Origin of the sequence: Actinomycetospora chibensis (assembly GCF_028737215.1) — a bacterium.
Lineage (GTDB): Bacteria > Actinomycetota > Actinomycetes > Mycobacteriales > Pseudonocardiaceae > Actinomycetospora > Actinomycetospora chibensis.
Map to the genome: position 1 here is coordinate 177,779 of NZ_JAQZAM010000013.1, position 26,663 is coordinate 204,441.

The window sequence follows — 26,663 nt, forward strand, 5'->3', positions numbered from 1 at the left end:
CCATCGCGCATTGACTTCCTCAATGATGAATCCTACCGTTCGTCGGTGTCAAACCTCACAGGAGGAGCACGCATGATCGAGAGCGCCGGAGACGGAGCGCAGCGGAGCTCGACCCCCGACTCCGAGACCGTGGACGTGGCCGTCGTGGGCTACGGGCCCGTGGGGATGGCGACGGCCGCGCTGCTGGGCGCCGCCGGACACCACGTCGTCGCGCTGGAGCGCTACGCCGGGCTCTACAACCTGCCCCGGGCGGCGATCTTCGACGACGAGACGATGCGGACGCTGGCGCGTCTCGGCGTCGCGCAGGAGCTGGTGCCGACGCTGCACGTGCAGCGGAACTACGAGTGGCGCAATGCCGCGGGCGAGCTGCTCATCGAGCACGACTTCGCCGAGACGGGCCGCAGCGGCTGGGCGGAGTGGTACATGATGTACCAGCCCGAGCTGGAGGACGCGCTCGACCGGCGCGCCCGCGAGGCCGGAGTCGACGTCCGCTTCGACAGCCCGGTCACGGGCCTGGCCGACCACGGCGACCACGTCGAGCTCCGGGTCGGCGGCCGCGAGCCGCACCGGGTCCGGGCCCGCTGGGTGATCGCCTGCGACGGCGGCAACAGCTTCGTGCGCTCCGCGCTCGGGCTGGCGATGGAGGACTACGGGTTCTCCGAGCCCTGGATGGTGTGCGACTTCCGCTTCCGCGACGCCGCCGCGGCGCACACCGTGCCCACCGCGCGGCAGGTCGGCGACCCGGCCGGCCCCACCTCGATCATCTCGCTCGGTCCGGCGCACCACCGCTTCAGCTACATGCTCGACTCGGTCGAGGACTTCGACGTCGAGCGCGACCCCGAGAAGGTGTGGGCGCGCACCACCCGCTGGCTCTCCCGCGACGACGCCGAGCTCATCCGCGTCGCCACCTACACGTTCCGCTCCCTGGTCACCGACCGCTGGCGGGTCGGGCGCGTCCTGCTCGCCGGCGACGCCGCGCACCAGATGCCGCCGTTCCTCGGGCAGGGCATGTGCTCGGGGATCCGCGACGCCCAGAACATCGCGTTCAAGCTCGACGCCGTCCTGCGGGGCCGGCTCGCCGACGACGTCCTCGACACCTACCAGCAGGAGCGCGAGCCCCACGTCCGTGCGGTGATCGAGAAGGGCATCGAGCTGGGTCGCCAGCAGACGGTGCGCGACCCGGAGCGGGCCGCCGAGCGCGACCGCGTCCTGCTCGGGCGCCGGGCGGCGAACCAGAAGCCCGACACCATCCGCTTCCCCGGGCTGCTCGACGGCCTGCTGGCGACGGCGTCGGGTCCCGGGCGCGGGGAGCTCGCGGTGCAGGGCGTCGTCGACGACGGCACGGTGCGCGACCGGCTCGACCAGGTCGCGGGGCACGGTGCCCACCTGCTGCTCGACGCCCGCAGCGTCACCCTCGACGAGGACACCGCCGCGACCCTCGCCGCCGCGGGCGTCCGCGTCGTCGCCCTGCACACGGACCCGCGACCCGGGGCCGTCGTGGACGGCCTCCTGGACACCGACGGCACCCACCTGGCCTGGCTCGCGTCCCTCGGTGCCGTCGCGGCCGCCGTCCGTCCCGATTTCTACGTCTTCGGCACCGCGACCGACGCCGACACGACGGACGCGCTGGCCCGCGAGCTCGTCGCGGCGCTCGGCGCGCCCAGCCCGGCCCTCCAGCACTGACCGGCAAGCACTGACCAGCCCGCAGCCACCCTCGCCGACGACGCCAGGAGCCCCGATGACTCTCCCTCCGGACCCACCCGCACGCGCCACCGAGCGCCTCGTCCTGGTCCTCTCGGCCGGCTTCGCCGCGCTCGAGGGCTACGACCTCGCCTGCTACGGCGTCACCGTCCCGTCCCTGCTCGCCGACCGCGGCTTCGGCGCGGACAAGGCCGCCGCCGGCACCGTCGGCTCGCTGGTGGCCATCGGGATGCTGCTCGGTGCCGCGATCTGCGCGGCCACCATCCGCCGGGCCGGCAGCCGGCGGCTGCTGATCGGCGGCGCGGGCCTGTTCTCCCTCGGCATGCTCGTGTGCGCGATCGCGCCGACCTTCGCCCTGTTCGGGGCCGCCCGCCTCGCCGTCGGCGTCGGGCTGGGCATCGTGCTGCCGACGGTGACGGCCTATGTCGCCGACCTCTCCGCGCCGGAACGCCGAGCTCGCAACGTCGGCATCATGATGTCCGGCTACGCCGCCGGCGCCCTGCTCGCCCCGCTGCTGGGCGCCGCCCTGCTCACCGGCGGGAGCTGGCGCTGGATCTACGTCATCGGCGCGGCCCCGGCGATCGTGCTGCTCCCGCTCGCGATCCGGATGCTCCCCGAGAGCCCGGTGCACGAGGAGTCGGGCGGCACCTCACGCGGCGACCTCCTGGGCCTGCGCCCGCTGCTCGCCCCCGGGGTGCGCGGCGCGACGCTGCTGTTCTGGGCGATGTCGTTCTGCGGCCTGCTGCTCGTGTTCGGCATCAGCACCTGGCTCCCGACGATCATGCAGACCGCCGGCTACTCGCTCGGCTCCTCGCTGCTGCAGACCGCGGCTCTGTGGGTCGGCGCCGGTGTGGGCATGGTCCTCGGCGGACGGATCGCCGACCGCGTCGGCATCAAGCCCGTCGTGGCCGTCGCGTTCCTCGCCGGCGCCGCGAGCCTGCTGGTGATGAGTGCCCGTCCCGCGCTCGGGGTCCTGTTCCTGCTCATGTTCATCGGCGGCCTCGGACTCATCGGCTCGCAGGTGCTCACCAACGCCTACATCGTCGGCCACCACCCGCCGGAGCTGCGCGGCCGTGCGATCGGCTGGGCGCTGTCGATCGGGCGCCTCGGCGCGATCGCCGGCCCGCTGGTGGGCGCGGCGATCCTGTCCTCCGGGCTCGGCGTGGCGTGGAACTTCTACCTGTTCGCCGTCCCCGGGATCGTCGGGGCGCTGCTGGCGGTGGCGGTCCCGGCGATCCGGTCCCGCTCGGTGACGTCCGAGACGGCGCGGGTCACGGCGTGACGATCGTGGCCCGGGTGATGACGGGGCCGTGACTACGCTCCCCGGCGTGGCCCCCGCCGGCGCGCAGGACGACGACCCCGAACCGCAGAGCGCGTCGGGCGCCTCCCGTCAGGGCATCCAGTCGGTCGAGATCGCGATGACGGTGCTGGACGCCCTCGAGCGCGGCGGCGGGCCGATGAGCCTCACGCAGATCGCCCACGCCAGCGGGATGGGCGCCAGCAAGGCGCACCGCTACCTCGTGAGCCTGGGGCGTGCGGGGATGGTGGCGCAGTCGCGCAGCTCCGGGCTCTACGACATGGGTCCGGCGCTGCGCCGCCTCGGCGCCGAGTCGCTGCGGCGCATGGACGAGGTCGGGCTGGTCTCGCAGTACATCCCGGGCCTGCGCGACCGCACGGGCCACGCGGTCAACCTCGCGGTGTGGGGCGACCACGGGCCCGTGATCGTGCGCTGGGACTACGGCGCCTACGCGCTCCCGATCACCGTGCGCGTGGGCGCGACGATGCCGATGCTGACGTCGTCGGTGGGCCGGGTCTACCTCGCCCACCTGCCCCGCTCGCTCACCGAGCCCGTCCTGCGCGCCCAGGAGGCCGACACCGGCGCCGGCTCGACGTGCGAGGTCGACGCCGTCGTCGAGGAGGTCCGGCGCCTGGGCTACGCCCGGACGTCGGGCGGCGTCATCCCCGGCATCGCCTCGGTGGCCGCGCCGGTGCTCACCACCGGCGATTCCCTCCCGCTCGTGGTCGCCCTGGCCCTGCCCGAGCGCGCGGCGTCGGAGCACGTCCTGCGCGACGTGACCGCGGCGCTGCTCGAGGCCACCGCCGCCATGTCCGCGGAGCTCGGCGTGGCCTGAGCACTTCGTGCTCCGCGCAAATGGGCGGCCCCGACCCGATCTCGCGGCTAGCGTCCCTCCCCGTCCGACGGCACCCGCGCCGCGGAGAGGAGGCAACACGATGCAGAAGATCCGCGAGCGTCTGGTCAACTGGGCGTCGATCCTCGACGCGCGCACGCGCGAGCAGGCCGAGCGGACCGCGGCGATGCCGTTCATCCACCCCCACGTCGCACTCATGCCCGACGCGCACCTCGGCCGGGGCGCGACCGTCGGCTCGGTGATCCCGACCCTGCGGGCGATCATGCCGGCGGCCGTGGGCGTGGACATCGGCTGCGGGATGGCGGCCGTCCGGACCCAGTTCGACGTCGGGGAGCTGCGGGCGCAGGGGTCGCTCGCGCCGCTGCGGGAGTCGATCGAGCGGGCGATCCCGCTCGGGGCCGGGCACCACAACCGGAAGGTCGTGGCGACCTCCGTGCCGCGGGTCGAGGAGCTCACGAACCTCGCCGAGGAGGCCGGGTTCGACCCGTCGCGGGACAAGAAGGGGTGGGAGGCGCAGCTCGGCACGCTGGGCAGCGGCAACCACTTCATCGAGGTCACCGTCGACGAGGCCGACCGGGTGTGGCTGTTCCTGCACTCCGGGTCCCGGGGCGTGGGCAACAAGATCGCCCAGCGGCACACGGCCGTGGCGCGCGAGGCCTGCGCCGGCGTCGACCTGCCCGACCCGGACCTCGCCTACCTCACGGAGGACACCGAGGAGTTCTGGGCCTACATCCGCGAGCTGCGGTGGGCCCAGCACTACGCGCTGCTCAATCGCGAGGAGATGATGGACCGGGTCGTGCGGCAGACCTCGGAGTTCGTCGGCACCGAGGTGGTGGAGCAGGAGCGGATCTCCTGTCACCACAACTACACCGAGTCCGAGGAGCACTTCGGCGAGCAGGTCTGGGTCTCCCGGAAGGGCGCCATCGATGCCTCGGCCGGTCGGGCCGGCCTGATCCCGGGGTCGATGGGCACCGCGTCGTACGTGGTGGCCGGCAAGGGCGAGCCCGCGTCGCTGCACAGCTCGCCCCACGGGGCGGGCCGGGCGTACTCGCGGACCGCGGCCCGGAAGACCTTCACGCACGACCAGCTGCGGGAGGCCATGGCCGGGATCGAGTTCCGGGACGCCGAGGCGTTCCTCGACGAGATCCCCGCGGCGTACAAGGACGTCGACGTGGTCATGGCCGACGCCGCCGACCTCGTCGAGGTCCGGCACACCCTGCGGCAGATCGTGAACGTCAAGGGCTCCTAGGACGCGAGCTGGCCCGTCCGGCCGGACCTCCGACAGAACGAACGGCGCTGTCGTTGCATCGCAAGCAGCGAAAGCGCCGTTCGTTCGTCCGGGGCGGGCCCGCCGTGGCACCCCGCGCCTACACCACCGCGGTCTCGCCCCAGATGTCCTCGAGGTACCGGCCCGACGCCCGCAGGCCCGCGAGCCAGGCCTCGCCGTCGGCCTCGCCCGCGCCGGTCTTCGCGCGGAACACCGCGACCAGGGCCGCGCGCACCCCCGGCGCCATGGTCGAGGCGTTGCCGCACACGTAGACGACGGCGTCGGACTGCATCGCCGCCCACACCTCGTCGGCCGCGCCCTCGAGTGCGTGCTGGACGTAGCGGTACGGCGAGCCCGGCACCCGCGAGTACGCCGGGAACAGCGTGGCCACGCCCGCCTTCTCGTAGGCCGCGAGCTCGTCGGCGTAGAGCAGATCGTCCTCGGGGTCGCGGCAGCCGAGGAACAGCAGCGAGCGTGCGATCGGGACGCCGCGCGCCCGGAGCGATTCGCGCTCCTGGAGGAACCCGCGGAACGGGGCCATCCCCGTCCCCGCGCCCACCATGATCATCGGGACGTGCGGGTTCTCCGGGGGCCGGAAGCTGATGCTCGGCGAGCGGACGAACGTGAACACCGTGCCGCCCTCGGGGACGTCACCCAGGTGCCCGGAGCACACGCCCCGGAATGTCACGCCGTCGCCCGCCCGCGCCGGGCCCTCGAGCACCCCGACGGTCAGCGCGACCTCCGACGACGTCTGGGGCGCCGACGAGATCGAGTAGAACCGCGGGCGCAGCGGGGGCAGCAGGTCGAGGAACGTCGCGAACGGCAGGTCGCACTCCGGGTGGGCCTCGAGCAGCTCGAGCAGCGTGCGCCGGGGCTTGGCGATCTGCTCCCGGTAGCGCGCCTTCGCGTCGTCGTCGCTCGCCGCCAGGCCCGCGAGCTCGTCGCGCGCCGGGCCCTCGGGCATCGCCGCTGCCATCGCCGTGAGGCCCGCGCGGCTCGCCACGTCCTGCAGCTCGACGCAGCCCGCGAGGATGCCGAGCAGCGGGTAGGGCTCGCCGACGGGGAGGTGGGTCGGCGCGCTGCCGGACGCCGTGACGGTGACGAACTGGCCCCCGTCGAGCCCGAAGCGGGTGATGACGCGGTTGACCAGCCCCATCGGGTTGCGGGGCAGCACCCCGAGGTGGTCGCCGGTCGCGTAGGTGGCACCGGCGGGCAGCGCGATCTCGAGGTGGCGCACCGAGCGGCCGCCCGGCGTGCCGGCGCGGGCCGTGAGCTCGCGGTTCACCCGCACCGTGGCCGCCTGCGCGCGATAGGACTGCAGGACGGGGCTCGCGGTGCGCCGCTGCTCGAGCGTCACGGACAGCCGCGGTCCGCCGTCGGCCGTCGCCGTCGTCGAGGCGTCCAGGCCCAGGGCGGCACCGAGGCCGTCCCACAGCCCGGCGTACCAGTCCTCGAACTGCGCGTCGAAGTCGCCGCGGGCGTCACCCTCGCCGCGCGGGTACACGCGGGTCGCGCCGCGGGCCTCGAGCCCGCGGTCGACGCGCATGGGCACGGCCTGGTACGTCGCGGCCCAGTCGCGGTTGCCGCACCCGAAGACCGTGTACTTCACGCCTGCGGCCGACGACGCCGCTCCGTCCAGCCAGGCGCAGAACTTCCCCGCGTTGTCCGGCGGCTCCCCGTTGTACGACGAGGTCACGACGACCACCGCACCGTCGGTCGGCAGCTCGCCCACGGCCTCGTCCAGCGCGGCGGTACGTGCGGTGTAGCCGCGGTCGCTCGCGTCGCGGGCGATGCGGGTGGCGAGGTCCTCGGCGGCGCCCAGGTTCGAGCCGAACAGCACGAGCAGCGGGGTGCCGTGACGATCCGGGGAGGCGACCGGGAGGGACGCCGCCCGCGGCTCGGGGATGCTGACGACGGGCCGCTCTGCCGACCCCCACGTCCGGCCCACCCGGGGCCGCACGGTGATCGTGAGCCCGTCGGGCTTGATGGTCAGCGACTCCTTGATCTTCAGCTGGTAGTTCGCGTGGTCGACGAGCTCGAAGCGCTGGAGGACCATGCCGAGCACGAGGACCGCTTCCTGCAGCGCGAACTGCCGCCCGATGCACGCCCGCTGGCCCGAGCCGAACGGCCGGTAGGCGTTGGGCGGCAGCGCGTCGAGGCGCTCCGGGGCCATGTGGTCGGGGTTGAACTCCCGCGCGTCGGTGCCCCAGACCTCCGGCAACCGGTGCAGCATCGGGGTCAGGGCGACGATCCCCGTGCCCGGGTCGAACGGGCCGTACCCGCCGACGGTCTCACCCGGGGTCCTCGCCTGGCGCGTGAACGCGGGCGCGGTCGGCCAGAGCCGCAACGTCTCGTCGAGGATCTGGCGCACGTAGCCGAGCCGGCCGATCTGCGCCACGGTCGGCGCGGCGCTGGGGTCGGTGCCCAGCACGCGGTCGACCTCCTCCTGGGCGCGCGCCACGACATCGGGGTTCTTGAGCAGGAAGGCGATCGCGAACGAGAGGAGCCCGCTCGTCGTCTCGTGGCCGGCGATCAGGAAGGTGCCGCACTGCGCCACGATGTTGTGGTCGGGCAGCGTGTTCCCCTGCTTGTCGGTGCCGACCAGCATGTGTCCGAGCAGGTCGGTGCCCGGATCGCCGGAGGCGCGCCGCTCCTTGACGATCGTGTCGATCGTGTCGTCCATGTACTTCGCGTTCGCCAGGAACCGCTGCTGGGCGCCCCGACGGACCTTGACCTGGATCGGGAGCATCTGCTGGCGCTTGAGGCTCTCGGAGAGCGACTCCATCATCGCCTCGACGAACGGGTGCTGGGTGTCGCGGTAGAAGGAGTTGAAGCGGTAGCCGAAGCCGCACAGCGCGATGGTGTCGAGCGTCAGACGGGTCATGTCGCCCGCGACGTCGATCGGCTCGCCGGGGTTGAGCCGCTCCCACTTGAGCATCAGCTGCTGGGCGATATCGACCATCGGGTCGAGGTAGCCCTTCATCGCCCAGGTCGAGAAACTCGGCAGCAGGATGTCGTGCGCGGACTTCCACAGCGGGTCGGCGGTGTCCGCGGTGAAGAGACCGGCGCTGGTGTGGGTCTTGCGGATCTCGCGCTGGCCGGTGCCGACGAGCTTGTCGAAGCGGCTGTCGTCGCACAGGTCCTGCACCATCTCGAGACCGGAGACGACGTACGTCGTCCCGCCGGGCGTGTGCAGCTGGAAGATCGTGCCGTACTCGTCGGCCAGCTCCATGATGCTCTGGATCAGCCGATGCGTGTCGACGTCGCGCATGTTGCCGACGACGGGCAGCGGCTTCGGGCCCGGGATGTCGGAGAGCGGGCGGGAGGCGGCGGGCTGCCCAGCGGTGGTCGTGGCTGCCGTCGTCGACGCCGGGGTGGTCATGGCTCGCTCCTCGGGGTGGGCACGGGGGTGACGGTGGTGGGCGCCGCGGATCCGGGCGCGCTCGCGGCCGGCTGTTCGAGGCGGCCGCGGCGGTCGTGGCGCAGGAGCACGACCGCGACGATGACCACCCAGGCCGGCAGCACGAGCAGGCTCGCGGGGTGGTCGGTCGCCGTGATCAGCAGCCAGGTCGCGAGCACGTAGCCGGCGATCGCCGCGCCGCGGGGCATGACGCCCGCGCTGCGCAGCAGCGTCGTCGTGGTCAGCGCGAACATGCCGGCACCGCGCACGGAGAACACGAAGACCAGGCCGTAGCCGAGCCCGGACAGGGCGCGCGCGGCCTCGGGAGACAGCGGCGGACCGCCGCCGATGGTCGTCACGAGCACCGGCGTCGCGAGGGCGGCCGTGCCCGCGAAGAGCAGGGCGACGAACAGGACCCCGGACAGCAGGTTGAGGCCGTTCGCCATGGCCGAGGGCGCCGGCTCCAGCGAGTCGAGCACGGAGCGCAGGGCGACGACGAACCAGAGGAACGCGATCCCGGCCAGCGGCACGAGGTAGAGGGCCACGGCGGTGACGACGGTGTTGCCGGCCCCGTCGTAGAACGTCCCGTACGCGGCGTCGGGGGCGCCGAGGTGCGGCACGCCGTTCACCACCACGAGGGCGGCGACGAACAGGCCCGAGAAGACGAGACCCATCACCGCGGCGAGCCGCGGCGTCGCGGGTTTCACCGCTCGTCCTGCACGGGCTCGGCCTGCAGGTCCTCCAGGACCCGCAGCAGGTCGAGCGTGCCGGAGAACGCCTGCTCCCGGCCGGTCTCGGTGATCACGGTGCCCTCCAGGCGCCCGTCGGGGGTGCGGAGGAGATCGACGGTCAGCTGCATGCCGGCCTCCTCTCCGCTCGTCAGCGTCGAGCGTGCGGCGAGGAGGGGACGGACGCCCCGGCCGGACCTTCCAGTCGGGTTTCCAGTCGCGAGCGCAGCTCGCGCCGGGATGTCACGCCGAGCTTCGCGTAGACGTTGCTGAGGTGGTACGCGACGGTGCGCGGGGTGATGTAGAGGTCGCTCCCGACCTCGCGGTTCGTGAGCCCCCGCGCGACGAGGGCGACGACGGCCTCCTCGTGCGGGGTCAGCCCGAGCGCGCCGGGATCGCTGCTGGTCGGCGCCGGCGTGAGCCCGGCCGCGTGCAGCAGCTCCTCGGCGCGGGCACACCACGGCGCGGCACCGAGGCGGGCGAGGGTGTCGCGGGCGGTGCGCAGGAGGTCGACGCCGGCCCGGCGCTCGCCGGCCGCGAGCAGGCGGCGCCCGATCTCGGTCTCCAGGCGGGCCACCGCGTGCGGGGCGACCACGTCGGCGACGCCCGCCTCGGCCACCGAGCGCCGGGCGGCCCCGAGCCGGACCCGCAGCCGCGCGACGTCGACGGCGTACCGGCCGGTCGCCCGCGGGGCAAGGGCGTCGAGCGCCGCCGCGGCCTCGTCGACCCGGCCCAGGGACAGCAGCGCCTCGGCCTCGAGCACCCGCGGGGCGAGCACCCCGAGGCCGTCGGCCGCCGCTCGCACCGCAGGCTCCTGCGCCGGCGCGAGCGCCCGCAGCACCCCGTGGGGATCGTCCTCGACCTCCGCGAGCACCGCCCCCGCGACCGACGTGCACAGGTCGACGCCCCACCAGTGCGGGCCGTGCGCCGCCGCCGCCGCGAGGTGGGTCCGCGCCTCGTCCCCGCGTCCCCGGATCGCCAGCGCCTCCGCCGCGAACGCGTGCGCGAGCGCGCCGGGCAGCGCCGTTCCCCCGTCGCGGGCGAGCGTGATCGCCAGCTCGAAGCCCTCGACCACGCCCTCGGTGACCCCGATCCGGTCCGCGACCGCCGGGCGGAAGGCCAGGGCGAGGGCCAGTGCGCGCACCGGCTCACCCGCCCGCGCGCGGTGGACCGCCTCGTCGAGGTGCAGCGACGCCGTCGCGTCGTCGCCGCCGAGCGTCGCGAGCATCCCCCGCAGGGTCAGCGCGTCGACCGGCGGTCCGCGCCCGTCGTCGCCCCCGGCGCCGTCGAGGATCGCCCGGGCGTCGTCGCCGCGTCCTGCGACCGCGAGCCCCACGATCAGCGCCAGCCCCGCCGGGAGGCGGACGTCGTCACCGCGGGCGGGGTGGGCGAGCGCGACGCCGGCGGACTCGATCGCCCGCGCCGGGTCGCCGCGCAGGAGATGCAGCACCGCGAGGTGGGCCGCGGCGCCGGAGCGCGCCCGGTCGCCCGGCCGTCCCGCGCCCGGATCGCCCGTCGCCAGCGCCGCCTCCAGGCGCTCGTGGGCCACGCCGAACCGTCCGGTGACGAGCGCCAGCTGGCCGAGCACCGCGGTGCGCCAGGGCCCCGGCCGGCAGCCCTCGACCGCGCCCTCGAGGGCCACGGCCCGCGCGACCTCGCCGTCCGCGAGCAGCCGGGACACCGCCGCGAGCAGCCGGCGCTCGCGGTCGTCCGCGTCGGTGCTGAGATCGGAAGCCGCGCGCAGGAGGTCGGCCGCCTCGGAGCCGGCGAGGGCCGCGCCCGGCTCGGCGACCAGGTCCTCGAGCTCGGCGGCGAGCTCCGGATCCGGGCCGGCGGCCGCCGCGACCCGGTGGTCGAGGGCGGCGCGTCCCGAGAGGAGACCGGCCGACGCCGCGTGCAGCGCGCGGCGCCGCATCGGCGGCAGGTCCCCACGGATCGCGGCCCGCACGAGGGGGTGCACGAACCCGATCCGGACCGTCGGCCCGCCGGGGAGCTCCTCGAGCAGGCCCATCCCCACCGCCTCGTCGAGGGCGGCAGCGGGGTCGTCGAGGCCCGCGACGGCGGCGGCGAGCGTGAGCGGGGCGCTCTCGCCGAGCACCGACGTCGCGACCACCAGCGCCTCGGTCGCCGGCGCCGCACGGGCGAGGCGCACGAGCACGACCGACGCGAGGCTGCGCGGCGCCGGCAGCGCGTCGGCGCTGCCCGCGAGCACCTCGGGCGGCAGTTCCTCCAGCAGCGCCCGCGCGTGCAGCGGGTGGCCCCGGGTGTGGCGCCACAGCCGCTCGGCGGCGCCGGTGGCCCCCAGCGGACGACCGACGGCGGCGGCGAGCTCGGAGAGCTCCGCGGGCTCGAGACCCTCGAGGCGCACGCGGCGGATCGCCCGACCCGCGGCCGGGAGGCGCTCCCACCAGGCGTCGGCGGGGCCCGGTTCCCGCGCGCCGGGCCCGGTCCCGGCCACCCGCACGCCGGCCAGCACGAGGACCCGGTCGTGGCGCAGCCGTCGCAGCGTGAACACCAGGACCCGCACCGAGGCCGGGTCGGCCCACTGCAGGTCGTCGAGCACCAGCAGCACCGGGTCCTCCCCGGGCCGGTCGTCCGGCAGGGCGCCCAGCGCACCGAGCAGGTCGGCGCCCACGGCCAGCGGGTCGGCCCGCGGGTCGCGGTCGGGGCGAAGCAGCGGGAAGCGGTCCAGCAGGGCCGGTGGGAGATCCGTCAGGAGCTGGTCGAGCAGCCCGTGCGCGAGCCCGACCTCCGCGGCGTCGCCGGTGGCGGTGAGGACGGCGGACGCCCGACGCCCGGCGACGGCGCGCGCGAGCACCGCGCTCTTGCCGGCGCCGGCCTCGCCCTCCACCCACACGACCCCCGGTCGCCCGGCGCACGCGTCGTCCCAGGCCTCATCGATGAGCGCCAGCGGGCCGCGGCGCCCGACGAACACGGGAGCCGACGCCGCACGCCGTGGCCACGACCCCCCGGAGTGCGCGCTCATGAGGGCGACCTGAGCGCACCCGTCGTTTCCTGTCCAGGCCCACTTCCGCGGGAGACCGGGTGATCGCCCTGCGTGATCGCAGGTCAGCGGCGCACGGACAGCCCCACGCGCTGGAACTCCTTGAGGTCGGAGTAACCGGTCTTGGCCATCGCGCGACGCAGGGCGCCGAAGAGGTTCATCGTGCCCGCGCCGGAGCGGGCGGGTCCGGTGAGGACGGTCGCCAGGTCGGGTGCGACGGTGGGCACACGGGTGATCCCGCTGCGGGGCAGCGACGGGTGCGCGGCCGACGCCGTCCAGTACCAGCCCGCGCCCGGGGCCTCCTCGGCCGCGGCGAGCTGCTCGCCGAGCATCACCGCGTCCGCCCCGCAGGCGATGGCCTTCGCCATGTCGCCGGACGTGCCCATGCCGCCGTCGGCGACGACGTGGACGTAGCGCCCGCCGGTCTCGTCGAGGTAGTCGCGCCGTGCGGCGGCCGTCTCGACGAGCGCGGTGGCCATCGGCACCCCGATGCCCAGCACGGCGTCGGTCGACGTGGCCGCACTCTGCCCGTAGCCGACGATGACGCCGGCGGCGCCGGTGCGCATGAGGTGCATGGCGGTGCGGTAGTCGGCGACCCCGCCCGCGACGACGGGGATGTCGAGCCCGTCGATGAAGTCCTCGAGGTCGAGCGGACCCTCGGGGGTGCCGTCGTCCTCGCCCCCGACGTGCTCGGCCGAGATGATCGTCCCCTGCACGACGAGCACCTCGACACCTGCGGCCAGCAGGGTCGGCGTGAGCTCCCGGGCGTGCTGCGGGCTCACCCGCGCCGCGACGGTGGCGCCGCCGCCCCGGATCCGCTCGAGCGCCTCGGTGAGCAGCGCGGGCTGCACCGGCGCGGCGTGCAGGCGCTGCAGCTCGGCGACGGCGTCCGCGGGGTCGGTGGCGGCGCGGGCGACCACCTCGGCCAGCGCCTTCTCCGCCTCGGCGTGCCGGGCCCACAGGCCCTCGGCGTTGAGGACGCCGAGGCCCCCGAGCCGTCCGACCTCGGCGGCGGTGGCCGGGGAGACCACGGCGTCCGTCGGGTGCGTCAGCAGCGGGAGCTCGAAGCGGTACGCGTCGAGCTGCCAGGCCGTCGACACCGCCGACGACGAGCGCGTCCGGCGGGACGGGACGATGTCGAGATCGTCGAACACGTAGCTGCGCTGGGCGCTGCGGCCCCGACCGATCTCGACCTGCTCGCGCACGCGGGAGGTCCTTCCTGGCTAGCGCGCGCCGTAGTTCGGCGCCTCGGCGGTCATGGTGACGTGGTGCGGGTGCGACTCGGCGAGCCCGGCGGCGGTGATGCGCACCATGTGCGCCCGCTGCAGCTCCTCCGTGGTCCGCGAGCCCGTGTAGCCCATGGCCGCCCGCAGTCCGCCGACGAGCTGGTGGGCCACCTGGGCCAGCGGCCCCCGGAAGGGTACGCGCCCCTCCACGCCTTCGGGCACCAGCTTGTCGTCGGAGAGGACGTCGTCCTGGAAGTAGCGGTCCTTGGAGTAGGAGCCCTGCCGACCGCGGGTCTGCATCGCCCCCAGCGACCCCATCCCGCGGTAGGTCTTGAACTGCTTGCCGTCCAGCAGGACGAGGTCGCCCGGCGTCTCCGCGGTGCCGGCCAGCAGCGACCCGAGCATCACCGTGCTCGCGCCGGAGGCGAGCGCCTTCGCGATGTCGCCGGAGGACTGCAGCCCGCCGTCGCCGATGACCGGGACACCGGCCGGCGACGCGGCCGCCGCGGCCTCGTGGATCGCGGTGATCTGCGGGACGCCGACCCCGGCGATGACGCGCGTGGTGCAGATCGAGCCCGGCCCGACGCCGACCTTGATGGCGTCCGCGCCCGCGTCGACCAGCGCCTGGGCGCCCGCCCGGGTGGCGACGTTGCCGCCGACGACCTCGACGCGCTCGCCGAGCTCCTGCTTGAGCTTCGCGACCATCGCCGTGACCGCGCGGGAGTGCCCGTGCGCGGTGTCGACGACCAGGACGTCCACGCCGGCGTCGACCAGGGCCATGGAGCGCGACCAGGCGTCGTCGCCGACACCCACCGCCGCGCCGCAGAGCAGGCGGCCGTCGGGGTCCTTCGTGGCCATCGGGTACTGCTCGGTCTTGACGAAGTCCTTGACCGTGATCAGCCCGCGCAGGATCCCGGCGCCGTCGACGAGCGGGAGCTTCTCGATCTTGCGTCGGCGCAGCAGGCCGAGCGCGGCCTCGGCCGTCACGCCCACCTGCGCGGTGACGAGGTCCTCGGAGGTCATGACCTCGCGCACGCGACGCGAGTGGTCGACCTCGAAGCGCATGTCGCGGTTGGTGATGATGCCGACCAGCCGGCCGGACCCGTCGACGACCGGCAGCCCCGAGATGCGGAACTTGGCGCACAGCGCGTCGACCTCGGCGAGGGTGTCCTCGGGCGAGCAGGTCACCGGGTCGGTGACCATGCCGGCCTCGGACCGTTTGACGACCTCGACCTGCGCCGCCTGCGCCTCCGCCGGCAGATTGCGGTGGAGCACGCCCATGCCGCCCTGGCGGGCCATCGCGATGGCCATCCGCGACTCGGTGACGGTGTCCATCGCCGAGCTCACGAGCGGGACGCGCAGGGTGACCCGGCGGGTCAGCCGCGCGGACGTGTCGGCCTCGGAGGGCACCACGTCGGACTCGGCCGGCAGGAGCATGACGTCGTCGAAGGTCAGGCCGAGCAACGCGAACTTCTCGGGCAACCCGGGCTCGGTCAACACCATGCGGTCAATCGTAGTCGCGCCGCCGACCGGTCCCCCGGGCGTGCGGACCGCCGCCGCGTGACGCTCGCCGCGAGACGGGTAAATTGCTGGTCGTGCCGTACGAAGCGTTGCCGCCCGATCCGTTCGCGGGAGATCCCGCGGACCCCGCCCGCGCGCTCGGGGGGCCGGACGCCGACGCCGCCGACGACGCGCCCCTCGACGACGCCGAGCGCGACGAGGTGGTGGCCGACCTCGGCGACCTCGCCGTGTTCGAGGCCCTGCTGGCGCCCCGCGGCGTCCGTGGCGTCGTGGTCGACTGCGAGGACTGCTCCGAGCAGCACTACCACGACTGGGACCTCCTGCGGGCGAGCCTCCAGCAGCTCCTCGACGAGGGCCACATGCGTCCGCACGAGCCCCCGTTCGACCCGGACCCGGCGTCCTACGTCACCTGGGAGTACTGCCGCGGGTTCGCGGACGCGACGCTCGCGGAGTAGCCCTCCTCCTCACGCACGAACGGCCCGGTCCCCTCGCGGGGGCCGGGCCGTTCGGCGTTCGGAGTGGGTCAGCCCGTCGTGGTCGTCGCACCGGGGCTGGAGGACATCCCGTTGGTGGTCGTCCCGCCGGGCGGCGGCGGGGGCGGGGCGTCGTCGCCGTCCTGCGGGGTCGCCGGCACTTCCTGGGGCTCCGACTGGGTCGGTGCCGACTCCTCCGGTGTCGCCGCGGCCGGGGCCTCCGGGCTCGGGCTCGCGGGGTCGTCCGCGGTCTGCTGCCCTGCGCCCGACGACGGCGCCGTGCTCGGCTCGGAGCCGGCGGGCTCGCGGGACGAGGGCGAGGGGTCGGACTCGATCGAGCTCTGAACCCGGTCGCGCTCCTGGACCAGCGGGGCCCGCTGCTCGGGGGCGACCTGCGGGATGGCGATGTTGGCCTGGGCCAGCTCGTTGCGGGCCGCCGCGGTGTCGCCCCGCGCCAGGGCGCCGTTGGCGGCCTCGATGCGGGTGCGGACCTCCTCGACGCGCTCGACACCCTGCGCGCGCTCGGCGAAGAAGACCTTGGAGACGCCCCAGAGCGTGTCGCCCGGCATCGCGCCGTGGACCGCGACCGTCAGCCCGGCACAGGCGACGGCAGCCGCCACCGCGGCGATCGCGAACGGCATGCGTCGTCGGCCGCGCGAGCGCAACCGGTCGCGCGACTCGTGCCCGGCGGCGACGGCCTCGGCCGCCTCGTCCAGGGACACGAGCTCCGGCATCGGGTCGGCCTCGATGTCCGCCCGCCACGCGGCGAGGATCGCCGCGAGGCGGTCGTCGTCGTCGGAGCCGCCGAATCCGTAGCCGTCAGCCCCTCCGCCGGCACCGCCGGCGAGCGCGTCGATCAGGGCGTCGTCCGCCCGGACCGCTGCGAGGTCGACGGGGCCGTCGACGAGGTCGCCCTCCGACCCGCCCGACGCCCGGTGGCCGCCCACTCAACTCACCTCTTCCGAGATCGCGGACACGGCGGTCCGCAGCTTCGACAGGGCCCGGTGCTGTGCCACCCGCACAGCGCCGGGAGTGGATTCGACCGCTTCCGCGGTCTCCTCCGCCGACAATCCAACGACGACACGCAACACGAGGATTTCCCTCTGTTTGGGGGGAAGCGTGTCGAGCAGTTGACCCATCTGGACGGACAACGCGCCGTTCAGTGCACGCTGCTCGGGGCCGTCCCGGGGATCGAGCTCCTCGGGGAGCTCCTCCACCGGCTCGGAGCGGCTGCGGGCGACCGAACGGTGGGCGTCGACCACCTTGTGGGCGGCGATGCCGTAGACGAACGCGAGGAACGGGCGACCCTGGTCGCGGTAGCCCGGCAGCGCTGTCAGCACGGCGAGACACACCTCCTGGGCCACGTCGTCGGCGGAGACCGCCGACCGTTCCTGCCGGCCGATGCGCGCGCGGCAGTACCGCACGACCAGCGGCCGGATGATCGCGAGAACGCGGTTGAGAGCCGAACGGTCGCCGTCGTTGGCGGCGGCCACCAGACCCTCGAGGTCGTTCCCTACTTCGCTCATCGCTGCGCGTGGCCCCGGTGTTACGCGGGGCGGTGGCACCGGGCGCATCGGCGTCGGCTCCACCGCCGGACGGTCCGACGGTCCGGCCGAGGTGAGGTGACCGGTCGACGGGTTGGTCGGATCAGCGTAGCGGGCGGTCGGCGGGCCCTGCGCGGCCCAGGAAGCAGGAGGTGCGACGTTCGCCCGATCCGGGCCACGCCACCGATCCGCCGCGCGGTGCACCGCGCGAGGGATCCCGAACACCGGCGTCGGGACGTCGTCGGCGTGCGTCCCTCGGGTCACGTCGCCGGCACCCCCCGAACGGCCGTCGTTCCGGTAAGCGGTCAGGAGACCAGGCCCCGTCGGAAGCCGTGCGCCACGGCCTGCGCACGGTCACGAACGCCCAGCTTGCGGAACAGGCGGCGGGCGTGGGTCTTCACGGTGTCCTCGGAGAGGTAGAGCTCGCGGCCGATCTGGCCGTTGCTCTTGCCCTGGGCCATGCCGCGCAGGACCTGCAGCTCCCGCTCGGTGAGCTGGACGCCGGAGTCGGCCGGGGTGCGCGGGGCGGGCACCGAGGTGCTCGCGAGCGTGTGGGCGAGCGCGGCGACGAGCTCGGGGCGCGAGGCGTCCCAGCGCAGGTAGCCGCGGGCACCGCCGGCGATCGCGGCGGCGATGCTGCCGGAGTCGTCGGGAGCACCGAAGACGATGACGTTGGCCTGCGGGTGGGCGGCCACCAGGCGGCGCGTGGCCTCGACACCCGTGGGCACCGCGCGCTGGGTGCCGACGAGCACGACGTCGACGGTCTGCCGCGAGAACCGCGTGAGCAGCTCGTCGCCGTGGGCGACGCAGTCGATGCGGTGGACCCCCGGGACCGCGGACATCACCCTCGTGAGGCCTTCACGGACGCTGCGACGATCGTCGCAGATCAGAACCGTGGTCACGGGAGCTCCTTTCTGCACGGACGCAGCAGCCGATGAGCGAGCACTCTCCCCCATCGGCACCCGGAGCGACGAGCTTGACCCGCCGTCGGCGCTCTTTTCGCCGGGCCGCGTCGGCCCCGGCTCGCGTCCGCGGTCGAGTCCCCGCTCGACGTGCCGGTCCATGCGCTCTCCTCACGACGGGCGCAGGGCAGTCCACGCCTCGATGGGGCCGAGGGCCACCACGGCCTCCCGACTCCGCCCGGTACGACGACCGGAGGAGCGTGACGACCCTCCCCCTGTCCAACGTCCCAGCGACCTTACGGTGACGACCGGAGATCCACCGAATACGACCGTCCGGCGACCTCCCGTGTACTCCGCGTGCGGAGGATGATCACGGATCGGAGCCGGTTCGGCAAGCACCCCTGCATGTAGGCGACCGTTCGACGTGAGGGATGGCGCACGTCGCAAGCTCTTGTCCGGTCGCGCGCAACCGCCATAGGGTCCCCGTCGGTGGTCGCGGTCCGCGCCGTCGTGGGCACGGTCAGTGACGGCCACCGGAAGCGCGACCGCACGGAGGCGGACCACACCGACCCCCGTGCGGACGCGCGGAGCAGCCGGACCCACGGGTCCTCGCGTAGGAGGTGGCTCATGGCGGACGTCCGCCGGCTTCCGGGACCCAATGCCGACATCTGGGACTGGCAGCGACTCGGGTCCTGCCGAGGCATGGACAGCGCGTTCTTCTTCCACCCCGACGGTGAGCGCGGCCCCGCCCGCGCGCACCGGGAGCGCCGGGCGAAGGCGGTCTGCCGCGACTGTCCGGTGGTCGAGCCGTGCCGTCGGCACGCCATCGCCGCCGGCGAGCCCTATGGCATCTGGGGCGGCATGTCGGAATCCGAGCGGGTCGCGGTCGCCACCGGGCGCCCGCGCCGTCTCACGAGCGGCTGAGCCGCTTCCCGACCCCCGCACACACGACGGGCCCCACCGCGGCTGCGGTGGGGCCCGTCGTGCTTCGTGCAGGTCTGTCAGTGGCCGTGCCCGTGACCGTGGCCGTGGCCACCGCCCGCGGCGGCGGGCTCCTCGTCCACGGGCTTGTCCACCACGGCACTCTCCGTGGTCAGGACCATGCGCGCGATGGAGGTGGCGTTCTCCAGCGCGGAGCGCGTCACCTTGACCGGGTCGATGATCCCGGTCGCCATGAGGTCGCCGTAGGTGCCGGCCGCGGCGTCGTAGCCGGTGCCCCAGCCCGCCTCGGCGACGCGCGCGGCGACGACCGAGCCCTCGAGCCCCGCGTTGCGGGCGATGGCCCGCAGCGGCGCCGAGAGCGCCCGGCGCACCAGGGCCACGCCCGTGGCCTCGTCGCCGGTGCGGCCGAGGCCGTCGGCGAGCTCGGCCGAGGCGTGCAGCAGCGCGCTGCCGCCGCCGGGGACGATGCCCTCCTCGACCGCCGCGCGCGTGGCGGCGATCGCGTCCTCGATGCGGTGCTTGCGCTCCTTCATCTCGGTCTCGGTGGCCGCGCCGACCTTGATGACCGCGACGCCGCCGGAGAGCTTCGCCAGCCGCTCGTGGAGCTTCTCGCGGTCCCAGTCGGAGTCGGTCTCGTCGATCTCCCGCCGGATCTGGGCGACGCGGGCGTCGACGGCGTCCTTGGAGCCGCCACCCTCGACGAAGGTGGTGGTGTCCTTGGTGATCACCGCGCGGCGCACGCTGCCGAGCACCTCGGGACCGGCGTCGGCCAGCTTGGTGCCGGTCTCGGGGTTGACCACCGTCGCGCCGAGCGCGGCGGCGAGGTCGTCCATGAACGCCTTGCGGCGGTCGCCGAAGAACGGCGCCTTGACCGCGGCGACCTTCACCGTCTTGCGGATCGAGTTCACCACGAGCGTCGAGAGCGCCTCGGCCTCGACGTCCTCGGCGACGATCAGCAGCGGCTTGCCCGCCTCGACGACCTTCTCCAGCAGCGGGAGGAGGTCCTGGATGGCGCTGATCTTGTCGCGGTGCAGCAGGACCTGAGCGTCCTCGAGCACCGCCTCCATGGAGTCGTTGTCGGTGACGAAGTAGGGCGAGATGTAGCCCTTGTCGAACTGGAGACCCTCGGTGACCTCGAGCTCGGTCGCGAGCGTCGAGGCCTCCTCGACGGTGATGACGCCGTCCTCGCCGACCTTCTCCATGGCCTCGCCGATGAGGTCGCCGATCGTCTGGTCGCGGGACGCGACCGCGCCGACGGCGGCGATGCCCTGACGGCCGTCGACCGGGGTGGCGCGCGAGCGCAGCACCTCGGTGATCTTCTCGGTGGCGGCGACCATGCCGGCCCCGAGCGCGGTGGGGTTGGCGCCCGCGGCGAGGTTGCGCAGGCCCTCGGCGACCAGCGCCTGGGCGAGGACCGTGGCCGTCGTGGTGCCGTCGCCGGCGACGTCGTTGGTCTTGGTGGCGACATTCTTCGCCAGCTGCGCACCGAGGTTCTCGAAGGGGTCCTCGAGCTCGATCTCGCGGGCGATGGTGACGCCGTCGTTGGTGATCGTCGGACCACCGAACTTCTTCTCCAGCACGACGTGGCGCCCCCGCGGTCCGAGGGTCACCACGACCGCACCGGCCAGCTGGTCGACGCCGCGCTCCAGGGCGCGGCGGGCGGTCTCGTCGAACGTGATCTGCTTGGGCACTGACCTACCTTTCGTGACGCGAGACGACGCCGCCCCGGTCACCCCGTCCGGGGCCACCGGGGCGGCATCGCTGTGCTCTGTGGAGCGGCGTCGTTAGTTGACGACCGCCAGCACGTCGCGCGAGGAGAGGATCAGGTAGTCCTCGCCGTTGTACTTGATCTCGGTGCCGCCGTACTTCGAGAACACGACGACGTCACCCACCGCGACGTCGAGCGGGATGCGGTTCCCGTTGTCGTCCACGCGGCCCGGGCCCACGGCCAGGACCTTGCCCTCCTGGGGCTTCTCCTTGGCCGTGTCCGGGATGACGATGCCGGACGCGGTCGTGGTCTCGGCCTCGCTGGCCTGCACCACGAGCTTGTCCTCGAGCGGCTTGATGTTCACGCTGGCCACGTCGGTGACCTCCACCTGTCTGGGGTCGGAGCGGTATACGCCGGAAACGATCTCCACGGCGCCGGCGGTCCGTCCCGTCGTCGCGGGTGCCGGGGCGGCTCCGACGCCGTGCTGCTGGCACTCTATCCCCGAGAGTGCCAGGTCATCAACGAGGGTCTGACCTGGGCGGGTCGCCGGCCGGTTCGCCGCCGGGCGGCCGCTTCATCGTGTGCGCGTCCGCACCCGAGGAGTAGTAGCGGCGGCGGGTGCCGACGATCTCGAACCCCGTGACGCGGTAGAGGTGCTGCGCGGCCCCGTTGTCGGTGCGCACCTCCAGGTACGTGGTCGCACCGATCCGGTCGGCGGCGGCGAGCAGGCCGTCGAGCACGGCGCGCCCGATGCCGCGTCCCTGGTGGCCGGGGTCCACCCCGATCGTGTGGATCTCGGCCTCGGCCTGCTGCCCGAGCCGCGCCGGGAGCAGGGCGATGCCGCCGTAGCCGACGAGCTCCCCCGCGCTGCGGGCGGCGAGGTAGACGTGGCCGGCGCGGAGCTCGTCGCGGAACGCCCGCGCGCTCCACGGGTCGTCGCCGGGGAACAGGACGGCCTCGAGCTGCGCGCACCGGTCGGCGTCGTCGGGGGTCAGGGCGTCGACGACGACGTCGGTGCTGGTCATGCGCGCGTGACGGTCTTCGGCGCGCCGGGCGGGATCGCGTCGGGGCGGCGCAGGTAGAGCGGCGACAGTGGAGCGGGCGGCGTTCCCGCGCGCAGGGCGGCCGCGGCGACGGCGACCAGTCCGGAGGGCGTGGGGCCGGGCACCTCGCCCCCGGCGCCGAGCTGGTGTGCCGCGTCGCCCACGACCCGGTCCACCGGTCCGAGGTCGGCCTCCAGGCGCTCGGCGAGCACGGCGGGCGCCACGACCTCGGGGCCGTGGGTACGGACCCCGTCGACCACGAGGCTCCAGTAGACCTCGCGGCGGCGGGCGTCGGTGACGACCAGGATCCGTCCCGGCAGGCCCGCGGCCATCGCGTCGTGGGTGCCGACGCCGTGCACCGGGATGCCGAGCGCGTCGCCCATCGCCGCCGCGGTGACGAGCCCGACGCGCAGGCCCGTGAACGGCCCGGGGCCGAGTCCGACGACGACGGCGTCCAGCTCGCGGCGGGTGCGTCCGGCCTCGGCCAGCGCGTCGCGGACCGCGGGGGCGAGGAGCTCGGCGTGAGCCCGGGCGCCGACTCCGTCGCGGGCGGCGAGGGTGACGGGGGGTCCGTCCGGACCCAGCTCGACCACACCCGCGGTGATGCGGGCGGTGGCGGTGTCGAGAGCCAGGACGAGCACGCCCGAGACCCTACGAGCCGGGGTCCCCGCCGCCGACGAGGCGGGCGGGGCCCTCGAGCACGGCGAGCCTGCAGTCGAGATCCCCACCCGCCCCGTCGGGCGTCCCGGTGCGGTCCAGCCGGACCGTCAGGTGCTCGGCGGCGAGGTGCTCGGCGACGCCCTCGCCCCACTCGATCACCACGGCGGCACGGGTGAGGTCGGTGTCGAGGTCGAGGTCGTCGATCTGGGCGGCGACGTCGCGGGGGTCCGGGTCGCCGCTCGTCCCGACCCCGAGCCGGTAGGCGTCGACGTGGACGAGCACGACCCCGCGGCCGCCCAGGGCGGCGGGCAGCGGCGGGTGCTCGCGGGCGATGACGAAGGTCGGGGACGTCACCGGGCCCTCGACGCCGAGGCCCTCGCCGATGCCGGCGGCGAGGCACGTCTTGCCGGCCCCGAGCGGGCCCGCGAGCACGACGAGGTCGCCGGGCTGCAGGCGCGTGCCCAGCTCGTGCCCGAGGGCCGTCGTGTCCGCCGCGGTGGGCAGCACGACGCGCCGCCCCGCCCCCACGGCTCCCGGCCGGGTCACGCCCGTCGCCGCGGTCGTCGCAGTCCCCGGCGCGGCCGGTCGTCCGACGCGGCGCGGCCGGGGCGCAGGCGGCGCAGGACCTGGGTGCGGTGGGTGCAGCGGCGCAGGAGCTCGAGCAGGGCGGCGTCGAACTCGCCGGGCTGCTCGAGCATCGCCATGTGCCCGGCGCCCTCGAGGGGCAGGAGCTCGGCGTGCGGCATCTCCGCGGCGATCAGCTCGGAGTGCTCGTACGGGATCATCCGGTCCAGAGTCCCGCCCGCGACCAGCACCTCGCACTGGGAGAGCCCCGCGAGCGCCGCGCGGCGGTTGTGCGTGGACAGGGTGTTGGCGAACGAGGTGAGCGCGTCGAGCGGGGTGGAGGCGATCGTCCGGTCGACCAGGTTCACCAGCGCCGGGTCGGTGGAGCGGTCACCGAACGACAGGCCCTGCACGAACGCCCAGATGACGTTGCCGGCGGCCCGCCGCACGCGGTCGGCGAAGGCGGGCTGCCAGTGCGCCACCCGCCCCAGCACGTTGACCGTCGGGTTGCGGTGCGACAGCACGGCCTGCTTGAGCCCGCCGGCCATGACGTCGCCCGCCGAGGTGCAGACCAGTGCCACGCCGGCGACGCGTTCCGTGAACAGCTTCGGGTGGCGCTCGGCCAGTGCCATGATCGTCATGCCGCCCATGGAGTGCCCCACCAGCACGATCGGGCCCTCGGGGACGACGGAGCGCAGGATCGCGTCGAGATCGGCGCCGAGCTGGGCGATCGTGCACGAGCGCGCGCTCGCCTGGCCGGAGCGGCCGTGGCGTCGCTGGTCGTAGAGCACGGTGCGTACCGCGGGCTCGGTGAGCTCGGAGAGCATCCGGCGCTGGAAGTGCCAGCACTTGCGGTCGAGGGCGAACCCGTGGACGAGCACGACGGTCAGCTCGGCCTTCGCGCCCGGGGTGACCGGGTCGACCTCCTCCACCGAGAGCCGCACACCGTCGTCCGCGGCGACGGACGACTCGCGGCCCGGCGGGAGCATGCCGAGCTTCGAGGGGTGGGCCTGCTCCTCCTCGGAGAGGCGCGCCCGCTGGCGCAGGATGCGGTTGCGGGCCCGGCCGGCCCCGACCGCACCCGCCGCGGCGGCGCCGCCCAGCACCGCGCCGGCCACGGCCCCCGCGACGCCGCCCGGGGAGACGCGGTGGTCGTGGCGTCCGTCGTCGCTCATGGGCGGGACCCGGAGGTCCGGGTGACGCGGGGACGGCAGCCGACGCCCGTGACGACCTCGTAGTGGATGGTGTCGAGCCAGCGCGCCCACTCGGCGGCCGTCGGCTCGCCCGCGTCGCCGGGGCCGAAGAGGACGACCTCGTCGCCCGGGGCGACGGCCGCGTCTGCGGCGTCGGCGGCCGGACCCAGGTCGACCACGACCTGGTCCATGCACACGCGCCCGACGACCGGTCGGCGCCGACCGGCCAGCTGCACCGTCATCGTCCCTCCGAGCCGTCGGGGCACCCCGTCGGCGTACCCCGTGGGGACCAGTGCGAGTACCCGGTCGCTGGGAGCGACCCATTCGTGACCGTACGAGACACCTTCCCCGGCGGCGATCCGTTTGACCAGCGCGACCCGGGTGCGGAACGTCATGACCGGACGCAGCCCGTGATGGTCCGGAGCCTCGAGCGGGTCGAGGCCGTAGACGGCGATGCCGGGCCGGACGAGGTCGAGGTGCAGGTCGGGGCGGGTGAGCGTGGCCGCGGAGTTCGCCAGGTGCCGCCACGGGGCGGGCCCGCCGAGGCGCGCCGACGCCGTGCGCCAGGCCTCGTCGAGGCGGGCCGCCTGGACGTCGATCGTCGGGTGGGCGGGGGCGTCGGCGTGCGCGAGGTGCGACCAGACGGCGGCGACCTCGACCTCGCCCGCGGACCGGGCGTCCTCGGTGGCGTCGAGCAGCTCGCCCCAGGCCTCGGGCGGGCAGCCGTTGCGGCTCAGCCCGGTATCGATCTTGAGGTGCACGCGGGCGGGCCGGCCGGCGCGGCGCGCCCCGGCGACGACGCCGTCGAGTTCCGGGCGCGACGAGACCCCGAGGTCGACGCCGTCGGCCACCGCGGGCGCGAAGTCCTCGTCGGGCAGGTGCAGCCAGGAGAGCACCGGGGCGTCGATGCCGGCGGCGCGCAGCTCGGCGGCCTCGCCGAGGGTGCAGACGCCGAGCCAGGTGGCGCCGCTCGCGAGGGCGGTGCGCGCGACGTCGACCGCCCCGTGGCCGTAGCCGTCGGCCTTGACCACGGCCATCGTGGCGGCGCCGGACCGCCGGGCGAGGCCGGCGAGCAGGTCGACGTTGTGGGCGAGGGCGTCGAGGTCGATGTGGGCCTCGACGCGGGGGCGGGTGTTCGTCGCGGCTCCGTGGGGGGTCATCCGCGTGCCTCCCGGACCTGGCGGATCGCCGTCGACAGGGCGGCCTGGACGTGCGACGCCGGAACCGGCGAGCCGGGACCGATGTCCGCGCCCGCCCCGATGTCGGCGGCCCTGGCGTGCACGAACGCCGCGCAGCCGCCCGCCCACCAGGGCTCGAGGCCGGCGGCGAGCAGGGCACCGGCGACCCCGGAGAGCACGTCGCCGGAGCCCGCGGTGGCGAGCCAGGCACTCCCCGCGGGGTGCACGAGCACACGTCCGTCGGGGGCCGCGACGACCGTCGCGTTGCCCTTGAGCAGCAGGGTGACCCCGAGGTCGGCGGCCGCGCGCCGGGCGGAGTCGACGCGGTCGTCGGTGAGCTCGGCGACCCGGGCGAACTCCCCGGCGTGCGGGGTGATCAGCACCGGGGCGCCCGCGGCCTTCTCCCGCAGCCCGGCGTGCTGGCCGAGCAGCGTCACCGCGTCGGCGTCGGCGAGCACCGGCAGGCCGGTGTCGAGGACGTCGGCGAGGGTCTGCGCGCCGGCGTCGTCGGTGCCGAGGCCCGGGCCGACGACCCACGCCTGCACGCGCCCTGCCTCGCCGACGGTGTCGGTGGCGACGATCTCGGGCCACGCGGCGCGGACCTCGTCGGCGGCGCTGCCCGCGTACCGGACCATGCCGCTGGTGGACAGCGCCGCGGCCCCGGAGGCGAGGACGGCGGCGCCGGGGTAGGTCCGGGAGCCTGCGGCGATCCCGACGACGCCCTGGCTGTACTTGTCGTCGCCGGGCCCGGGCACCGGCCAGCGCGCGCCGACGTCGGCCGCGTCGAGCACGTCGACCGGGGCGGGCGGGAGCTCGGGGCCGAGGCCGATGTCGATCAGGGTGACGGGGCCGCAGAGGGGCGCGGCGAGCACGTGGACGGGCTTGCGGGCCCCGAACGTCACGGTGGCGGCGGCGCGGACGTGGTGCTCGCCCGGGACGCCGGTGAGCGGGTCGACGCCGCTGGGGGTGTCGACGGCGAGGATCGGGACGTCCGTCGTGCGGGCGGCGTCCACCAGCGTGGCCGCCTCGGGCCGCAGGCCCCCACGAGCGCCGGTGCCGACGATCGCGTCGAGGACGAGGTCGGCGTGGTCCACGGCCACGACGCCGTGCTCGACGTCGGTGACGATGCGTCCGCGCTGTTTCCGCAAGGCCGCGAGCCCCGCGGGGTGCGCGCGGTCCGGGCTCAGCAGCACGGCGGTGACGGCGACGCCGCGCCGGCGCAGCTCGTCGCCGGCCCAGAGCCCGTCGCCGCCGTTGTTGCCGGCGCCGACGAGCACGACGACCCGCCGCCCGGCGACCCCGCCGGTGCGGCGCCGGAGCTCGGCGAGCGCGACCTGCGCGACGCCGTGCGCCGCCCGACGCATCAGCGCGCCCTCGGGAGTGCGCGCGAGCACGGGCTCCTCGGCGGCACCCACCTGCTCGGGCGTCCAGACGCCGTACACCTGGCTGCCTCCTCCGC

General features: G+C 75.0%; 23 protein-coding genes. 6 read left to right on the forward strand and 17 right to left on the reverse strand.

Going from position 1 to position 26,663, the window contains the following annotated elements; translation table 11 throughout:
- Nucleotides 1–72: 72 nt before the first annotated feature.
- From PH189_RS20610 to PH189_RS20625, 4 genes are all read left to right on the forward strand, one after another.
- Nucleotides 73–1,683: a bifunctional 3-(3-hydroxy-phenyl)propionate/3-hydroxycinnamic acid hydroxylase gene (locus PH189_RS20610; protein ID WP_274190704.1), complete on the forward strand. Its 1,611-nt coding sequence runs from the start codon at nucleotides 73–75 to the stop codon at nucleotides 1,681–1,683.
- 55 nt (nucleotides 1,684–1,738) lie between these two features.
- The gene (locus tag PH189_RS20615; RefSeq protein ID WP_274190705.1) at nucleotides 1,739–2,983 is read left to right on the forward strand and encodes an MFS transporter; all 1,245 of its coding nucleotides are present in this window, start codon (nucleotides 1,739–1,741) and stop codon (nucleotides 2,981–2,983) included.
- Nucleotides 2,984–3,029: 46 nt separating this feature from the next.
- A complete protein-coding gene (locus PH189_RS20620) occupies nucleotides 3,030–3,833 on the forward strand; it encodes an IclR family transcriptional regulator (protein ID WP_274190706.1) in 804 nt (267 codons plus the stop codon).
- 100 nt (nucleotides 3,834–3,933) lie between these two features.
- Nucleotides 3,934–5,100, forward strand: coding sequence for an RtcB family protein (locus tag PH189_RS20625; RefSeq protein WP_274190707.1), 1,167 nt, complete (start codon nucleotides 3,934–3,936; stop codon nucleotides 5,098–5,100).
- A gap of 118 nt (nucleotides 5,101–5,218) precedes the next feature.
- Here PH189_RS20625 and PH189_RS20630 read toward each other — a convergent pair whose 3' ends face one another.
- The 6 genes from PH189_RS20630 to guaB form a co-directional block, all read right to left on the reverse strand.
- A complete protein-coding gene (locus PH189_RS20630; RefSeq protein ID WP_274190708.1) occupies nucleotides 5,219–8,500 on the reverse strand; it encodes a bifunctional cytochrome P450/NADPH--P450 reductase in 3,282 nt (1,093 codons plus the stop codon).
- On the reverse strand, nucleotides 8,497–9,225 hold the full coding sequence (locus tag PH189_RS20635; protein ID WP_274190709.1) for a hypothetical protein: 729 nt from the start codon (nucleotides 9,223–9,225) through the stop codon (nucleotides 8,497–8,499). Before PH189_RS20635 ends, PH189_RS20630 begins: the two co-directional genes overlap by 4 nt.
- Nucleotides 9,222–9,377, reverse strand: coding sequence for a hypothetical protein (locus PH189_RS20640; RefSeq protein ID WP_274190710.1), 156 nt, complete (start codon nucleotides 9,375–9,377; stop codon nucleotides 9,222–9,224). Before PH189_RS20640 ends, PH189_RS20635 begins: the two co-directional genes overlap by 4 nt.
- 20 nt (nucleotides 9,378–9,397) lie before the next feature.
- The gene (locus PH189_RS20645; protein ID WP_274190711.1) at nucleotides 9,398–12,232 is read right to left on the reverse strand and encodes an ATP-binding protein; all 2,835 of its coding nucleotides are present in this window, start codon (nucleotides 12,230–12,232) and stop codon (nucleotides 9,398–9,400) included.
- An 83-nt stretch (nucleotides 12,233–12,315) separates the two neighbouring features.
- The gene (locus PH189_RS20650) at nucleotides 12,316–13,455 is read right to left on the reverse strand and encodes a GuaB3 family IMP dehydrogenase-related protein (RefSeq protein ID WP_274190712.1); all 1,140 of its coding nucleotides are present in this window, start codon (nucleotides 13,453–13,455) and stop codon (nucleotides 12,316–12,318) included.
- Between the two features lie 18 nt (nucleotides 13,456–13,473).
- On the reverse strand, nucleotides 13,474–14,979 hold the full coding sequence (gene guaB, locus PH189_RS20655; RefSeq protein ID WP_274190713.1) for an IMP dehydrogenase: 1,506 nt from the start codon (nucleotides 14,977–14,979) through the stop codon (nucleotides 13,474–13,476).
- An 83-nt stretch (nucleotides 14,980–15,062) separates the two neighbouring features.
- Between guaB and PH189_RS20660 the strand changes: the two genes are divergently transcribed.
- On the forward strand, nucleotides 15,063–15,452 hold the full coding sequence (locus PH189_RS20660; RefSeq protein WP_274190714.1) for a DUF5319 domain-containing protein: 390 nt from the start codon (nucleotides 15,063–15,065) through the stop codon (nucleotides 15,450–15,452).
- Between the two features lie 68 nt (nucleotides 15,453–15,520).
- Here PH189_RS20660 and PH189_RS20665 read toward each other — a convergent pair whose 3' ends face one another.
- From PH189_RS20665 to PH189_RS20675, 3 genes are all read right to left on the reverse strand, one after another.
- A complete protein-coding gene (locus PH189_RS20665) occupies nucleotides 15,521–16,417 on the reverse strand; it encodes an anti-sigma-D factor RsdA (protein WP_274190715.1) in 897 nt (298 codons plus the stop codon).
- Nucleotides 16,418–16,996 (reverse strand): sigma-70 family RNA polymerase sigma factor, encoded by a 579-nt coding sequence (locus PH189_RS20670; RefSeq protein ID WP_274190716.1) that lies wholly within the window; start codon nucleotides 16,994–16,996, stop codon nucleotides 16,418–16,420.
- A 323-nt stretch (nucleotides 16,997–17,319) separates the two neighbouring features.
- Nucleotides 17,320–17,916, reverse strand: coding sequence for a response regulator transcription factor (locus PH189_RS20675; RefSeq protein WP_116709579.1), 597 nt, complete (start codon nucleotides 17,914–17,916; stop codon nucleotides 17,320–17,322).
- Between the two features lie 627 nt (nucleotides 17,917–18,543).
- On the opposite strand from PH189_RS20675, the gene PH189_RS20680 reads away from it, so the two are divergent.
- Complete coding sequence (locus PH189_RS20680; RefSeq protein ID WP_274190717.1) at nucleotides 18,544–18,840, forward strand: WhiB family transcriptional regulator; 297 nt, start codon at nucleotides 18,544–18,546, stop codon at nucleotides 18,838–18,840.
- 77 nt (nucleotides 18,841–18,917) lie between these two features.
- On the opposite strand, the gene groL is transcribed toward PH189_RS20680, so the two are convergent.
- The 8 genes from groL to PH189_RS20720 form a co-directional block, all read right to left on the reverse strand.
- On the reverse strand, nucleotides 18,918–20,549 hold the full coding sequence (groL, locus tag PH189_RS20685) for a chaperonin GroEL (RefSeq protein WP_274190718.1): 1,632 nt from the start codon (nucleotides 20,547–20,549) through the stop codon (nucleotides 18,918–18,920).
- Between the two features lie 93 nt (nucleotides 20,550–20,642).
- A complete protein-coding gene (gene groES / locus PH189_RS20690; RefSeq protein ID WP_274190719.1) occupies nucleotides 20,643–20,954 on the reverse strand; it encodes a co-chaperone GroES in 312 nt (103 codons plus the stop codon).
- 130 nt (nucleotides 20,955–21,084) lie between these two features.
- Nucleotides 21,085–21,591, reverse strand: a complete 507-nt coding sequence (gene rimI, locus PH189_RS20695; protein ID WP_274190720.1) for a ribosomal protein S18-alanine N-acetyltransferase — start codon at nucleotides 21,589–21,591, stop codon at nucleotides 21,085–21,087.
- Nucleotides 21,588–22,250 (reverse strand): tRNA (adenosine(37)-N6)-threonylcarbamoyltransferase complex dimerization subunit type 1 TsaB, encoded by a 663-nt coding sequence (tsaB, locus tag PH189_RS20700; protein WP_274190721.1) that lies wholly within the window; start codon nucleotides 22,248–22,250, stop codon nucleotides 21,588–21,590. The genes rimI and tsaB overlap by 4 nt, the downstream gene beginning before the upstream one ends.
- A 10-nt stretch (nucleotides 22,251–22,260) precedes the next feature.
- Nucleotides 22,261–22,815, reverse strand: coding sequence for a tRNA (adenosine(37)-N6)-threonylcarbamoyltransferase complex ATPase subunit type 1 TsaE (locus tag PH189_RS20705; RefSeq protein ID WP_378014985.1), 555 nt, complete (start codon nucleotides 22,813–22,815; stop codon nucleotides 22,261–22,263).
- Nucleotides 22,812–24,008, reverse strand: coding sequence for an alpha/beta fold hydrolase (locus PH189_RS20710; protein ID WP_274190722.1), 1,197 nt, complete (start codon nucleotides 24,006–24,008; stop codon nucleotides 22,812–22,814). The genes PH189_RS20705 and PH189_RS20710 overlap by 4 nt, the downstream gene beginning before the upstream one ends.
- The gene (alr, locus tag PH189_RS20715; RefSeq protein WP_274190723.1) at nucleotides 24,005–25,186 is read right to left on the reverse strand and encodes an alanine racemase; all 1,182 of its coding nucleotides are present in this window, start codon (nucleotides 25,184–25,186) and stop codon (nucleotides 24,005–24,007) included. Before alr ends, PH189_RS20710 begins: the two co-directional genes overlap by 4 nt.
- Nucleotides 25,183–26,646: an NAD(P)H-hydrate dehydratase gene (locus PH189_RS20720; protein ID WP_274190724.1), complete on the reverse strand. Its 1,464-nt coding sequence runs from the start codon at nucleotides 26,644–26,646 to the stop codon at nucleotides 25,183–25,185. The genes alr and PH189_RS20720 overlap by 4 nt, the downstream gene beginning before the upstream one ends.
- Nucleotides 26,647–26,663 lie beyond the last annotated feature (17 nt).

Coding starts and splice junctions, on each gene's coding strand:
- PH189_RS20630 (WP_274190708.1), bottom strand. CDS start 8,500: ATGACCACCCCGGCGTCGACGACGGCAGCCACGACCACCGCTGGGCAG.
- PH189_RS20615 (WP_274190705.1), top strand. CDS start 1,739: ATGACTCTCCCTCCGGACCCACCCGCACGCGCCACCGAGCGCCTCGTC.
- PH189_RS20610 (WP_274190704.1), top strand. CDS start 73: ATGATCGAGAGCGCCGGAGACGGAGCGCAGCGGAGCTCGACCCCCGAC.
- guaB (WP_274190713.1), bottom strand. CDS start 14,979: ATGGTGTTGACCGAGCCCGGGTTGCCCGAGAAGTTCGCGTTGCTCGGC.
- PH189_RS20625 (WP_274190707.1), top strand. CDS start 3,934: ATGCAGAAGATCCGCGAGCGTCTGGTCAACTGGGCGTCGATCCTCGAC.
- PH189_RS20680 (WP_274190717.1), top strand. CDS start 18,544: ATGGCGGACGTCCGCCGGCTTCCGGGACCCAATGCCGACATCTGGGAC.
- alr (WP_274190723.1), bottom strand. CDS start 25,186: ATGACCCCCCACGGAGCCGCGACGAACACCCGCCCCCGCGTCGAGGCC.
- PH189_RS20670 (WP_274190716.1), bottom strand. CDS start 16,996: ATGAGCGAAGTAGGGAACGACCTCGAGGGTCTGGTGGCCGCCGCCAAC.
- PH189_RS20645 (WP_274190711.1), bottom strand. CDS start 12,232: ATGAGCGCGCACTCCGGGGGGTCGTGGCCACGGCGTGCGGCGTCGGCT.
- PH189_RS20710 (WP_274190722.1), bottom strand. CDS start 24,008: ATGAGCGACGACGGACGCCACGACCACCGCGTCTCCCCGGGCGGCGTC.
- rimI (WP_274190720.1), bottom strand. CDS start 21,591: ATGACCAGCACCGACGTCGTCGTCGACGCCCTGACCCCCGACGACGCC.
- PH189_RS20640 (WP_274190710.1), bottom strand. CDS start 9,377: ATGCAGCTGACCGTCGATCTCCTCCGCACCCCCGACGGGCGCCTGGAG.